A 13,854-nucleotide genomic window follows, 5' to 3' on the forward strand; every position below is an offset into this window, starting at 1 on the left:
TTGCCGTACGGCAACGATCGCGGTCGGAGACGCCCTGGGGGAGGGTGGCTGTCCGGTTCGTGACCGCGTGTGGACGGTCCGTAGGCGGAACGCTTCTGGGGAACGAGGATGGGCATGTCTGAGACGACGACCGAGGATTCCTCGACCGGGGTCCGGCCGGATCCGGCCGCGGTCGCCGAACCCGAGCTGCGGCAGCTCCTGGCCGGGCTCACGGCGGTCCGGGACGGCGACTTCGGCACCAGACTGCCCGACGAGGCGGACGGCCTCATGGGCGAGATCTCCCAGGTGTTCAACGGGATGGTCGACCAGCTCTCCCTCTTCACCTCCGAGGTGACCCGCGTGGCCCGCGAGGTCGGCACGGAGGGCACCCTCGGCGGGCAGGCCGTCGTGCCCGGCGTCTCCGGGACCTGGGCCGACCTCACCGACTCGGTGAACGCGATGGCCGGGAACCTCACCACCCAGGTCCGTGACATCGCCCAGGTGGCCACCGCCGTCGCCAAGGGCGACCTGTCGCAGAAGATCGACGTGGTCGCGCGCGGCGAGATCCTGGAGCTCAAGAACACCATCAACACGATGGTGGACCAGCTCTCCTCCTTCGCCGACGAGGTCACGCGCATGGCCCGTGACGTGGGCACGGAAGGAATCCTCGGCGGACAGGCCGACGTGAAGGGCGTGTCCGGGACCTGGCGGGACCTGACCGACTCCGTCAACTCCATGGCCGGGAACCTCACCGCCCAGGTGCGGGCGATCGCCCACGTCGCCACCGCGGTCGCCACCGGCGACCTGTCCAAGAAGGTCGACGTGGACGCCCGGGGCGAGATCCTGGAGCTGAAGACGACCATCAACACGATGGTGGACCAGCTCTCGGCCTTCGCCGACGAGGTGACCCGGGTGGCCCGCGAGGTCGGCACGGAGGGGAACCTCGGAGGCCAGGCCACGGTCCGGGGCGCCTCGGGCACCTGGAAGGACCTCACGGACAACGTCAACGTGATGGCGTCCAACCTCACCGGGCAGGTGCGCTCCATCGCGCAGGTCGCCACCGCCGTGGCCCGGGGTGATCTCTCGCGCCGGATCACCGTCGAGGCGAAGGGCGAGGTCGCCGCGCTCGCCGACACCATCAACACCATGGTGGACACCCTGTCCGCCTTCGCCGACGAGGTGACGCGCGTCGCACGCGAGGTCGGCACCGAGGGCCGGCTCGGCGGACAGGCCCGGGTGCCGAACGTGGCCGGCACCTGGAAGGACCTCACCGACAACGTCAACTCCATGGCGAACAACCTGACCGGTCAGGTCCGGAACATCGCACAGGTCACCACCGCCGTCGCCAACGGAGACCTCTCCAAGAAGATCGACGTGGACGCCCGGGGCGAGATCCTGGAGCTGAAGACGACCATCAACACGATGGTCGACCAGCTGTCCTCGTTCGCCGCCGAGGTGACCCGGGTGGCCCGCGAGGTCGGCAGCGCGGGCCGGCTCGGCGGACAGGCGGAGGTCGAGGGCGTCTCCGGGACCTGGAAGCGCCTCACCGAGAACGTCAACGAACTGGCCGGCAACCTCACCCGTCAGGTTCGCGCCATCGCCGAGGTCGCCAGCGCCGTCGCCGAGGGCGACCTGACCCGCTCGATCACCGTCGAGGCCTCGGGCGAGGTGGCCGAGCTCAAGGACAACATCAACGCGATGGTCGGCTCCCTGCGCGAGACGACCCGGGCCAACCAGGAACAGGACTGGCTGAAGTCCAGCCTGGCCCGCATCTCCGCGCTCATGCAGGGCCACCGCGAGATGGACGTCGTGGCCGAACTCGTCATGGACGAGCTGACGCCGCTCGTCGCCGCCCAGTACGGCGCGTTCTACCTGGCCGTGGACGGGGCGGACGGCGTCGAGCTGGGCCTCGTCGGCTCCTACGGCCGCCCGGCCGCCGAGGGCCGGGACCGCTTCCGGCTCGGGGAGTCGCTCGTCGGCCAGGCCGCCCGCAGCCGCCGCACCATCGCGGCCGAGCACGTCCCCGCCGACTACGTCACCATCTCCTCGGGACTCGGCAGCACGGCCCGGGGCAGCCTCGTGGTCCTGCCGATCGTCGTCGAGGACCAGGTGCTCGGCGTCATCGAGCTCATGTCCTTCAGCCCCTTCACCTCGGTGCACCAGGACTTCCTGGCACAGCTCATGGAGACGGTCGGCGTCAACCTCAGCACCATCGTCGCCAACGCCCGGACCGACGAACTGCTGGACGAGTCCCAGCGCCTCGCCGGCGAACTCCGCTCGCGCACCGAGGAACTCCAGGTCCAGCAGGAGGAGCTCCAGCGCTCCAACGCCGAGCTGGAGGAGAAGGCGGCCCTGCTCGCCACCCAGAACCGCGACATCGAGGCCAAGAACCTCCAGATCGAGCAGGCCCGGCAGGAGCTGGAGGACCGCGCCCAGCAGCTCGCGCTGGCCTCCACGTACAAGTCCGAGTTCCTGGCGAACATGAGCCACGAACTGCGCACCCCGCTCAACAGCCTGCTGATCCTCGCCCAGCTGCTGGCCCAGAACCCCACCCGCAACCTCACCGCCAAGCAGGTCGAGTACGCCGGCATCATCCACTCCGCCGGGTCGGACCTGCTCCAGCTGATCAACGACATCCTCGACCTGTCCAAGGTGGAGGCCGGGAAGATGGACCTCAACCCGGAGCGCGTGCTCCTGCGCAGGCTCCTCGACTACGTCGAGGCCACCTTCCGGCCGCTCACCTCCCAGAAGAGCCTCGCCTTCTCGGTGTCCACCGCCGCCGGCGTCCCCATCGACCTGCTCACCGACGACACCCGTCTCCGGCAGGTGCTGCGCAACCTGCTCTCGAACGCCGTCAAGTTCACCGAGCACGGCGGGGTCGAGCTCCGCATCGAACCGGCGGCCGACGAAGAGCTCCCGGTCTCGGTCCACCGGGGCGGCCCCGTCGTCGCCTTCCGCGTGAAGGACACCGGGATCGGCATCGCCGCCGAGAACCTGGAAGCCATCTTCGGAGCCTTCCAGCAGGCCGACGGGACGACCAACCGGAAGTACGGCGGCACCGGCCTCGGCCTGTCCATCAGCCGCGAGATCGCCTATCTGCTCGGCGGCGCCCTCACGGTCACCAGCGTCACCGGCGAGGGGAGCACCTTCACCCTCTACCTCCCGGTCACGCGCACCGACTTCACGGAGCGGCCCGCGCCCGCCCAGGAGAGCGAACCCGCCGTCCTCCCGGCGCCGTCCGAGGGCGCCGCCCTCGCCCTGACCGCCGGGCCCGGGGCGTCGGCCGCCCGCCCGGCCCGGCGCCTCCTCGTGATCGAGGAGCGCCCGCGCGGACTCCTCGCCGTCGTCGCGGAGAACGCCGTCACCCAGCTCGCCGCCGACGGCGGGCACGCCGAGCGGACGGACATCGAACTGATCGCGGTGGTCGGCCCGCAGGAGGCGGCCAGCGCACTGGCCACCCAGGCGTTCCACTGCGTCGTGCTGGACGTCGACATGGCGGACGGCGACGCCCTGCGCTTCCTCGACGCCATGGATGGCGACGAGGCCCTGCGCACCGTCCCCGTCCTCGCCCACAACAACCGCCGCCTCCCCGCCGACCAGGAGGGAGCACTTCAGGAGCTCGCCCACCGGCGGCCCCTGGAGCTCCTCTCCAGCCTCGACGAGCTGCGCGAGCGGATCGCCCTGCACCTGTCCGCCGAGCAGCCCGGCGACGTCGTGCCCCTGGTCCGCGGGGACCTCCGCGCCCCGGCACCCCAGGCCATCGACACCACGCTGCACGGCAGGACCGTCCTCGTCGTCGACGACGACGCCCGCAACCTCTACGCCCTCAGCGGCATCCTCGAACTGCACGGCATCACCGTGCTGCACGCCGAGAACGGCCGGAAGGGGATCGAGACGCTCCAGGCGCACCCGGACGTCTCCCTCGTCCTGATGGACGTGATGATGCCCGAGATGGACGGCTACACGGCGACGGCCCGGATCAGGGAGCTGCCCGAGTACGCCGAGCTGCCGGTGATCGCGGTCACCGCGAAGGCCATGCCCGGCGACCGCGAGAAGAGCCTCGCGTCGGGCGCCAGCGACTACGTGACCAAGCCCGTCGACGCCGACGAACTCGTCGCGTGCGTCGGCCGCTGGCTGAACGGCCGGTAGCCCCATGACCATCGACCGTCCGGGACCGGCGCAAAGGGTGCGCCGGGCCCCGCGCCGCTCCGGCGCCCCCCGTCTCCGCCCGCGCGGCGGCCCCGAGGCCGTCCTGACCGAGGAGTCGCCGTGAGTGACCCCCGACCCCGGGACGCGGACCCGTCCGACGGTTCCGCCTGGGCCAGCGTGACGACCCCGTGGCCCCCGGCCCGCGTCACCGACCCGGCCCCGTCCTCCGACGGGGGCGAGCCGCAGACGCTCCCGGCCCTCCAGGCACCGCCCGCCGCCGCCGACGCGCTGCGGGCGGCGCCCGACGACGCCGACGGCCGGCTGTCCGCCACGGTGGAGCGGCTGCGGGGCGAGGTGCGCGCCGCCCACGCGGCGGCCGAGGGCCGCGCCCTGATCGAGCTCGCCAAGGGCGTGATCGTCGAGCGACTCGGCTGCGGTCCGGCCCAGGCGGCCCGGCAGCTCGCCGAGCTCGCCGACCGCGCCGGGCTCTCCCGCCTCGAACTGGCCGCCGACATCATCAACCAGGCCGCCCGCGACCAGGTCGCCGAGGTGACCGGAGAGTTCGTGCGGACGGCCATAGAGGAGCCCGGCACCGCCGTGCCCGCCGCCTCGGTCGCCGTACGGCTCCGCACGGCAGAGAGCGCGGCGCTCGGAGCGGGCGACACCCAGGCCGTCGCCGAGTCGCTGCTCTCGCACGCCCTCGAACCCCTGGGCGCCGTCGCCGTGGCCATCTGGACCACCGGCCCGGACGGCTCCCTGAGCCTGCGCGGCCACGCCGGCTTCGGCTCCGAGGAGGCGGAACGCTGGCACCACGTACCCCCCGGGGTGACCACGGCGGCCCGGCAGGCGCTGTCCGGCCGCAGCACCGTGCGCTACCCCTCCCTCGCGGCGGCGGGCATCCCGTCGATCGGACGCACGCGGCACCCCGACGGCGGCCGCGTGGTCGTCCCCGCCGGGACCGGCGGACGCATCCACGGCGTCCTGGAGATCTGCTGGCCCCGCCCGCTGGACCCCCAGCCGCAGGCGGTGGAACGCCAGATCGAGGCCCTCGCGGAGCTCTGCGCGCACACCCTGGAGGCCCTGCCCGCCGAGGCGGGTCCCGGGGGACACCTCGTACCCGTCGCGGACGGGGCGCGGGAGCTGGCCGAGCTCTCCGACGGGCTCTACGACCCCGCCCTCGTCCTGACCCCCGAGCTGGACGAGGAGGGCAGGCTCGTCGACTTCCGCATCCGGCACGCCAACGCCCACTTCCAGGACCCGGCGGGCCGCCCCCGCGCCGCCGTCGACGGAGCGCTGCTCCTGGAGGCGTACCCCGCGACCGCCGGCGGGAGCGAGCTCTTCGACCGGATCGAGCGGGTCCACGCCACGGGCGAGCCCTTCCGCGCCCGCCGGGCCCGGCTCACCGCCCTGGTCGACCAGGTGCCGCTCACCTCGCTCGCGGACATCAGCATCAGCCGGTACGGCGGGGGCGTCCTCCTCATCTGGCGCGTCGAGGACGAGTCGGCGCGTCTCGCCAGCCTGCTCCAGCACGCCCAGCGCCTGGGCCGGGTCGGCGCGTTCGAGGAGGACGCCCTCACCGGCGACATCACCTGGCACGCGCAGCTCTTCGAGCTCTTCGGACGCCGCACGACCGAGCCGCCCGTCGCCCTGAAGGACCTGGCCGCGTACGCCCATCCCGACGACGCCGCGACCATCCGGCGCTTCCTCCAGACCGTGCTCCACCAGCGGCAGGTGGGCAGCGCGGCCTTCCGCATGCTGCGGCACGACGGGGTCACCCGGCACATCAGGGTGACCGCCGAGCCCGCCCGGGGCGTCGACGGCGGCCTCCAGGCCGTCCGGGGCGCCTACCAGGACATCTCGGCGCAGCACTGGACCGAGGTCGCCCTCTCCGCCACCCGCGACCGGCTGGCCGCCACGGAGGAGGCCGCCGAGGAGCGCAACCGGCTCACCCTCCAGCTCCAGCACGCGATCATGCCGCCGGTCCGGCCGCCGCTCGACGCCCCGACCCTCGACGTCGCCGTGCGCTACCGTCCGGCGGAGTCCGACTCGCTGGTCGGCGGCGACTGGTACGACACCGTCGTGCTGCCGTCCAAGAAGGTGCTCCTGTGCGTCGGGGACGTTGCGGGCCACGGGGTGGAGGCGGCCACCGGGATGGTGGTCCTGCGCAACGCCCTGCGCGGCCTCGCCGTCACGGGCGCGGGCCCGGGACAGCTGCTGTCCTGGCTCAACAGCGTCGCGCACCACCTCGCCGCCCACGTCACGGCCACGGCCGTCTGCGGCATCTACGACCCCGACACCCGGACCCTGCGCTGGGCCAGGGCGGGGCACCTGCCGCCCGTCGTGGTCCGCGGGAACGAGGCGGCCGACCTGCCCCTGCTGCGCGGCCTCCTGCTGGGGGCGCTCGCCGAGGCCGAGTACGAGGAGTCGGAGGTCCGGCTCGAACCCGACGACATCGTCCTGATGTACACCGACGGCCTCGTCGAGCGACGGGACACCGCCGTCCAGGACTCCGTCGCCCAGCTGCTCACCGTCGCCCGGCAGCCGTCCGACAGCCTGGAACGAAGGCTGGACGAGCTGCTGGAGCGCAGCAAGTCGGACACGGACGACGACACGTGCGTCGTCGGCGTCAAGGTGTCGTGATCGCCGTGCGTCAGCCCGCCCACCGAACCTTCCTCCCACCGAAAGCAGGGAACATGCCCGAGCAGGAACCGAATCTGGACGTAGACGTCGACGTGCGCGACGCCCGCACGGCCGTACTGGCCGTGGGGGGCGAGCTGGACATGGAGACGGCGGACCGGCTCGACCGGCTTCTGAGCGAGCAGTTCGGTCAGGGCCGGCACCATCTGGTCCTCGACCTGTCCGCCCTCGGCTTCATGGACTCGTCGGGCCTCAACGTCCTGATCAGGTCGGTCCACCGGGCCCGCGCGCAGGGCGGGGACCTGTACCTCGCCGCGCCGACGTCGGCGGTGCGACGCATTCTGGAGATCACCGGAGTGACGATGACCATCCCGCCGCACGACGGCGTGGCGGAGGCGCTCGCCGCGGCGGGCGGCGAGAGATAGCCGAGGAGCGGCCCGGCCCCCGGGAGGGGAACCGGGCCCAGGAGAGAAGGAAGAACGAGACCGTGGACGAGATCGCCGACGTCGAGCAGGCGCTCCGCCGGGCGGCCCCGCACCAGCTCACGCGCGTCGTCGAGGACGCCCTGCGCGAACGCTGCGGCGCCCTGCGCGTGGAGCTCCGCCTCGCCGACTACGGGCTGCGGACGCTCCAGCTCGTGGAGCGCGTCCCCGGGGCGGATCCGTCCGTCCCGATCGAGGGCAGTCCGCAGGGGCGCGCCTTCGGTGCCCAGGAGCCGTACGTGGTCCGGGGGCCCGCCGCCGCGGACCTGGTGCACCTGCCCGTCACCGTCCGGGGCGACCGGCTGGGCGTCCTGAGCGTCGATCTGCCTCCGGGCACCGACCCGCGGCCGCTGCTGCCGGGACTGCTCCAGCTCTGCGAGGCGCTGGGGCACGAGATCCTGGTGGCCGAGCGGGACACGGACCTGTACGTCCTGGCGCGGCGGGCGACGCGGCTCACGCTCGCGGCGGAGATGCAGTGGCAGCTGCTGCCGGGGCGTTCCTGCGCCCGCCCCGAGTTCGCCCTCGCCGCCCATCTGGAGCCCGCCTACGCCATATTCGGTGACAACTACGACTGGTCGGTGTCCGAGGGGCGGCTGACCCTCACCGTCACCAACGGCATGGGCGAGGGCATCGAGGCCGCCCTGCTGACCAATCTCGCCATCAACGCCCTCCGCAACGCCCGGCGGGCCGGTCTCGGCCTCGCGGACCAGGCGGCCCTGGCGGACCAGGCCGTCTACGCGCACTACCGGGGCGAGGCCTTCGTCGCGGTGCTGCTGCTCTGCTTCGACCTGGCCACGGGCGAGGTCGAGGCCGTCGACGCGGGCTCACCCCGCCTGTGGCGGCTGCGCGGCCAGTCCGTCGATCCCGTCCTGTTCGAGGCGCAGTTGCCGCTCGGCATGTTCGAGGAGACCGCCTACGTGCCCCAGCGGTTCGTCGTGCGGCCGGGGGACCGGCTGCTGTTCGGCAGCGACGGCGTGTACGACGCCGTCTCGCCGGCCGGGGAGAGCTACGGGCACCGGGCGCTGGCGCGTGCGCTGCGGGGGACGCGGCTGCTCCCGACCACGCAGGTGCCGCAGGCGATGCTCCGGGAGCTGGCCGTGCACCACGGCGGCAGTCCGCTGGACGACGACGCCCTCGTGATCTGTCTCGACTGGCACGGCGCCGGGTGATCAATTGCCGTCCGGCAACTGTATCCTTGAGGCAACATTCGGCCGTGCGCCGATGGATCGCGTCGAGGACGACCGGAGGTGGCAATGGGGACGTGGAGGGTTCGGCCGACGACCCGGAGGGTTCGCCCGGCCGGAGCGGAAGCCGCGGCCATAGCCGGGGCGCGGAGCGGAACCGTGGTCGCGCCGGGTGCCGGGGCCGAGGCGGGTGCCGGGGTCGGGGCCGGAGGACTGGGCCCCGGCATCGGGACGCACGCCCGCGTCCCCCCGGCCTCAGGCCGAGCTGACGTCCTTCAGCGGCGTGCGCGGGTGTGACGAGGCGGCCGGACCGCCTCCGTCCAGAGCCTCCTGGAACCCCGTCAGCCCCCGCAGCAGCGCCTTGCGACTCGTCTCCGACATGTCGGCGATGACCCCGAGCAGGGCCTCCTCACGCTGGACCCGCAGGTCCCGCAGGTAGGCCTTGCCGTGGGCGGTCAGGTGCAGCTCCAGCTGCCGCCGGCTGACGGGGCTGGGCAGCCGCCGGACGAAGCCCAGCGCCTCCAGCCGGTCGCACATGCGGCTCACCGAGGGCGGCGCCGACCCCAGCAGGTCGCCGAGGGTCCGCAGACTGATGCCCTCCTCGCGGTCCAGGCTGTACAGCACGCGCAGCTGACTCGCCGAGACCGGTGTCGCCGACACCATGTCCCGGCCGCGCTCCCACAGCACCTCCAGCAGCTCGATGAGCTCCCGGGCGGCCTCGGCCGTCCGCTGCGGTTCCCCCGACGCCGGGGCGGGCTGGGTGGTCATGACTGCCGACACTCCTCGGACGTCCGGGACCGAGGACGTCGCCCTTGCGACGGACCGGTCATCTCCACACCTCTGCAGAAGGCGGTACTCATCCGGTGGATCGACACGTGACAGTGGAAAGCGCACTGCGCGGGGCGGCACCACACCTCCTCCTGGACTCCCTCCGTACCAGTCTCGCGCGGCTGTACGCCGCCACCTCCGCCGACCTGCTGCTGATCGACTACGGATTCACGTCCCTGCGCCCCGTGGAGCCCGTGCGGGCGCCTGCCGGGGACCGGCACGTGCCCGTGGACGCGGGCCCCGCCGGTGGGGTCTTCCGCACCCAGCAACCATATCTTTTCCGTGATGTCGGGCCCACGGCGACCGTTTACCTTCCGGTCACGGTCCGCGGTGACCGGTTCGGCGTCCTCGTGGTCGGCCTGCCCGAGGACCGGGCCACCCCCGACACCACCGCGAGCCTCGGCCGGGTCGCCGAGACGCTCGGACACGCCCTGCGCGTCGCCGACCGGCACACCGACCTCTACCGCACCACCCGCAGGACCCACGCCCTCACCGTCGCCGGGGAGATGCAGTGGGACACCCTGCCGGGCCGCGCCTGCTCCGGACCCGCCTTCGCGCTCCACGCCCACTGGGAACCCTCCTACACCTCGGGCGGCCACCTCCTGGACTGGAGCGTGACCGAGGACGAAATCCTGCTGATCGTCGCGGACGGCGCCGGCCCCGGCATGCCGGCCGCTCTGGTGAGCACGCTCGCCCTCACCGCCGTCCGCAACGCCCGCCGGGCCGGACTCGACCTGGTGGGACAGGCCAGCCTCACCGACCAGGCGCTCTACGGGCAGTACCGGGGGAACAGCGCGCTCGCCGCCCTGCTGCTCCGCCTCGACCTGGCCACCGGCGCGATCGAGGTCGTCGACGCCGGGTCGCCGACGCTCTGGCGGATCCGCGACACCGTCGCCGAGCGGGTCGAGCTGGACCGGCAGCTGCCCCTCGGCATGTTCGAGGACACCGTCTACGCCACCCAGCGCCTGCGCCTCCTGCCCGGGGACCGGCTGGTCTTCGTCGCCCACGGCACCTCCTCGCCCGGGGAGTGCGGGACACCCGACGGGCCCGTCGCCCGGGCCCTGGAACACGTCCGGGGGATGGACGGCGCGGACGCTCCGGAGGCCGTCGTGAAGGCACTGCGCGCGTCACCCGGTGGCGCGCGGGACGCCGTCCTCGTACTGTGTCTCGACTGGCACGGCCAGGGAACCCGGTCACCGGACCCGGTCGCGGACCCGGACCGGACACCCGGAACGGACGCACCGGACGTGTGATCCCCGTTGCGGGCGGTGTGGGATCCATGAAGTGGGGATAGGCGGAGGAGTGAGGTGCCCGGCGGCACCCGTCCGACCGGAAGAGGGGATGTCCAGCGCCATGACGGACGCGACCACCGCGGAGCGTGCGGCACCGGAGCCCCTGCTGTCCGCGAGTGTCGGCTACGACACCACCGCCGACGCGGGCGCGATCGCCTCGGCCCGCGCCTTCACGGCCGACTTCCTCGCCGCCGCCCCGCCCGTGCGGTACGCGCCGGTCGCGGGCGAGCGCGTCGAGCTGGCGCAGCTGGTGGTCAGCGAGCTGGTGACGAACGCGGCGCGGCACGCCCCCGGTCCCTGCCGGCTGCTGCTCGAGCTGCGCAGGGACGCCCTGGAGATCTCGGTCTTCGACCGCGAGACGACCGCTCCCGTACCCCGTGGACACGATCCCCGCCGCATCGGGCAGCACGGCGTCGAGATCGTCGTCGCCGTCTGCGAGAGCGTCAGCGTGGAGCCGTGCCCGGACGGGAAGCGGGTCCGGGCGCGCCTCTCCCTGCTGGCGTCGTAGGCCGGCCGGAAGGGCCGTGACGGCCGGCTCCTGGGGGAGGGGCGGGAGCGGCCGAGGGGCTTCGCCCCGAAGCGGCCGGACCGGGCGGGCCGGCGTCGCCGCCGCTCTTCCGCCCGTCCGGTCGACGGCGTGCCGAGGGATCAGGTGCGCCGTCACCGCCGCCGTTCCGCCGCCCGGCGTGAGCGGCGGCGCAGCGACGTCCTCTCGGTCTCGGTGAGGCCGCCCCAGACGCCCGACGGCGGGTGGGGCTCCTCCATGGCCCAGCGCAGGCACTCCTCCCGGACCGGGCAGATCCGGCAGATCTCCTTGGCGTCCTCGGCCTGAGCGAGCGCGGCGGGACCGATGCCCACCGGGAAGAACAGATCGGGGTCGACCTCCTGACAGGCCGCGGCAGTCCGCCAGCCGTCCATGCGAGCCTCCTGGTGCGTCGTCGGAATGCGTCCCCGTCCACCTGACCCCAAGTCGGGTCCCGAAACCCGGTGGGAATGGTCCGGCGCGGACGGGGCATCCGGAGCGTCGACCGAGAGGAGCGAGTCGACGTGACCACCACACGGGCCCCTGGGGCCGGAACGAGAAGTGCGGTCCCCGCCGAGGCCGTCCGGGCGGGAGCCCGGGCCGGATTCGCGGCGCGGGGCCTGCTGTACCTGCTCACAGGCACCCTGGCCGTACGCATAGGCCTGACCGGATCGCAGGAACAGGCCGACCGGGGAGGGGCCCTCTCCGAGATCGCCGCCACGCCGTTCGGCGCCGTCCTGCTCTGGACGCTCGGCATAGGCCTGGCCGGGATGGCGCTCTGGCGGCTGTCCGAGGCGATATTCGGCGCGGCCGGACCCAAGGGGGACAAGGCCCACAAGCGGGCGCTGTCCGCCGTCCGTTGCGCCTTCTACACCGGTTCGGCCTTCCTGGTCCTCTCCTTCGCGGCGGGGGAACGGGGGAGCGGTGAGGGATCGACCGACCGGCAGAGCCGGGACATCACCAGCCGCCTCCTGGACCTGCCCGGCGGACGCTGGTGGGTCGGCGCGGTGGCCGTGGGCATCGTGGGCGCCGGGCTCTGGATCGGCGGCCGTGCGGTGATGCGGAAGTACCGGGACCGTCTCAAGTGGGCGACCCTGAACACGTACCAGCGCCGCTTCATGGACGTGACCGGGATCGCCGGCGGCGTCGGGCGCGGTCTGGTCCTCGCCGCGGTCGGGGTCTCCGGGGTGAAGGCCGCGATCGAGTTCAATCCGGACGAGGCCAAGGGGATGGACGACGCGATCCGCTCGTTCGCCCAGACCCCGGCCGGCCCCTGGCTGCTGATCGCGGTGGCCGTCACCCTGGTGCTCTTCGGTCTCTTCTCGTTCGGTCAGGCGAAGTGGCGCGACGTCTGACCCGGATCCGAGTCCTCCGTACTCGCTCACACGGATCCGCCGCCACCGGGTGAAGGCCCGCACCGCACCGCGTCCGCACGTCGGGACGCGGTGCCGCGGCAGGGGCGATTCTCCCGTCGTGCTCGGCAGCCGCGCCGGGTGTCGAGACCCGATCCGGCCGACGTGGTGGGGCCCGGCCCGCCCGGTCGGTGACGACGGACATCTTGCGCGCCTTCCGCCGGAGCGGATAAATGTCTGGCATGAGCATGCCATTAGGGGACATCCGAGTGCGCCCGCCCAGGACCGCTCCCGCCCGGAGGACCGGACCGCTCGCCGTGGTCCTGCTCCTCCTGGTGACCCTGGTCGGAATCCCGGCCGCGGCCACTGCCGCGCCCGCCCCGCCGGTGGCGTCGGAAGCGAACCGTGCGGCCGTGGCCCAGGCCCGGGAGCGCTGGGGCGACCGGCGGCTCGACGAGGTCTCCTTCCTCGGCACCCACAACGCCTTCACCAACTACGAGGACTCCCGCTGGAGTTCCGTCTCGCAGTCCGAGTCCCTGCGCCATCAGCTCGACAACGGGGTACGGGGCCTCAGCCTCGACACCCACTGGTACGAGCGCAGCACCTGGCTCTGTGTCATCAGCTTCGGCAGCGACTGCTACCCGAGCGACGTGTACCTCTGTCACGGCGACTGCAAGACCTTCGCGGGAGTCACGTACGCGCTGCCCCGGCAGTCGTTCCGGAGCGGCATGCAGACCGTGGTCGACTTCCTGGAGGCGAACCCCCAGGAGGTCGTGACCGTCTTCCTGGAGGACTACGTCAGCGCCCAGCGGCTGGGCGACTCCCTCGGGCGGGTACGCGGGCTCGACCAGCTGCTCTTCCGGCCCGACGCGTGGAACGTGCGGGGGCAGGGGTGGCCCCGGATGACCGACCTCGTCGGGGCGGGGAAGCGGCTGCTGATCTTCAGCGACGCGTCCGACCGCGAGCACCTCGGGGTCATGTACGACAAGGCCTGGACGGTCAGCAACTTCTGGAGTCTCGGCGACCTCGGCGACGACGTGTCCTGCGTCAGCCGGTGGGCCGACGTGCCCCTGGACCGCCAGGAGCCCGGCTTCCGGCGGCTCTTCACCATGAGCCACCACCGCAACGTACCGACGGTCATCAACGCCGCCCTCGACAACGGGACCAAGCTGCGCGACCGCGTCACCCAGCGGTGCCGCGTGGCGGCCGGCGGCCGCGACCCGAACTTCGTCTCGGTCGACTTCCACCGGGTGTCCGACGGCAGCGGCCACACGCCGGCCTCGGTCGTCGCCGAACTGAACGCCCGGAACTGAGGCCCGGCCGCACCCCGCGGACGCATCCCGCTGCGGATGCCCACCGCGCGCGATGCGGATAGTGTCGGTGAGCCGTGACTCGTCGTGCTTCCGCATCCTCCCCGGTCAAGGAGCG

General features: G+C 73.1%; 10 protein-coding genes. 8 read left to right on the forward strand and 2 right to left on the reverse strand.

Annotated elements, in window-relative coordinates:
* Positions 1-114 precede the first annotated feature (114 nt).
* The 4 genes from ACFYXU_RS19700 (at position 115) to ACFYXU_RS19715 (ending at position 8,416) form a co-directional block, all read left to right on the forward strand.
* Positions 115-4,128: a HAMP domain-containing protein gene (locus ACFYXU_RS19700; RefSeq protein ID WP_376512235.1), complete on the forward strand. Its 4,014-nt coding sequence runs from the start codon at positions 115-117 to the stop codon at positions 4,126-4,128.
* A 120-nt stretch (positions 4,129-4,248) separates the two neighbouring features.
* Positions 4,249-6,768, forward strand: coding sequence for a SpoIIE family protein phosphatase (locus ACFYXU_RS19705; RefSeq protein ID WP_389458881.1), 2,520 nt, complete (start codon positions 4,249-4,251; stop codon positions 6,766-6,768).
* 53 nt (positions 6,769-6,821) lie between these two features.
* Positions 6,822-7,190 (forward strand): STAS domain-containing protein, encoded by a 369-nt coding sequence (locus ACFYXU_RS19710; protein ID WP_329858656.1) that lies wholly within the window; start codon positions 6,822-6,824, stop codon positions 7,188-7,190.
* Positions 7,191-7,252: 62 nt separating this feature from the next.
* A complete protein-coding gene (locus tag ACFYXU_RS19715) occupies positions 7,253-8,416 on the forward strand; it encodes a PP2C family protein-serine/threonine phosphatase (RefSeq protein WP_389458884.1) in 1,164 nt (387 codons plus the stop codon).
* A gap of 270 nt (positions 8,417-8,686) precedes the next feature.
* On the opposite strand, the gene ACFYXU_RS19720 is transcribed toward ACFYXU_RS19715, so the two are convergent.
* On the reverse strand, positions 8,687-9,199 hold the full coding sequence (locus tag ACFYXU_RS19720; RefSeq protein ID WP_329858654.1) for a MarR family transcriptional regulator: 513 nt from the start codon (positions 9,197-9,199) through the stop codon (positions 8,687-8,689).
* A gap of 107 nt (positions 9,200-9,306) precedes the next feature.
* Between ACFYXU_RS19720 and ACFYXU_RS19725 the strand changes: the two genes are divergently transcribed.
* Together ACFYXU_RS19725 and ACFYXU_RS19730 are read left to right on the forward strand one after the other, a co-directional pair.
* On the forward strand, positions 9,307-10,512 hold the full coding sequence (locus ACFYXU_RS19725; RefSeq protein ID WP_389405952.1) for a PP2C family protein-serine/threonine phosphatase: 1,206 nt from the start codon (positions 9,307-9,309) through the stop codon (positions 10,510-10,512).
* Positions 10,513-10,612: 100 nt separating this feature from the next.
* A complete protein-coding gene (locus ACFYXU_RS19730; RefSeq protein ID WP_376512242.1) occupies positions 10,613-11,059 on the forward strand; it encodes an ATP-binding protein in 447 nt (148 codons plus the stop codon).
* A 152-nt stretch (positions 11,060-11,211) separates the two neighbouring features.
* On the opposite strand, the gene ACFYXU_RS19735 is transcribed toward ACFYXU_RS19730, so the two are convergent.
* Positions 11,212-11,469 (reverse strand): WhiB family transcriptional regulator, encoded by a 258-nt coding sequence (locus ACFYXU_RS19735; RefSeq protein ID WP_329858651.1) that lies wholly within the window; start codon positions 11,467-11,469, stop codon positions 11,212-11,214.
* Positions 11,470-11,598: 129 nt separating this feature from the next.
* Between ACFYXU_RS19735 and ACFYXU_RS19740 the strand changes: the two genes are divergently transcribed.
* Positions 11,599-12,429, forward strand: a complete 831-nt coding sequence (locus ACFYXU_RS19740; protein ID WP_389458887.1) for a DUF1206 domain-containing protein — start codon at positions 11,599-11,601, stop codon at positions 12,427-12,429.
* A gap of 239 nt (positions 12,430-12,668) precedes the next feature.
* Positions 12,669-13,739 carry a PI-PLC domain-containing protein gene (locus ACFYXU_RS19745; protein ID WP_389405950.1) on the forward strand — a complete coding sequence of 357 codons (1,071 nt, stop codon included), beginning with the start codon at positions 12,669-12,671 and terminating at the stop codon, positions 13,737-13,739.
* Positions 13,740-13,854: the final 115 nt, after the last annotated feature.

The sequence above is a fragment of the Streptomyces sp. NPDC002232 genome (assembly GCF_042890295.1).
Taxonomy (GTDB): domain Bacteria; phylum Actinomycetota; class Actinomycetes; order Streptomycetales; family Streptomycetaceae; genus Streptomyces.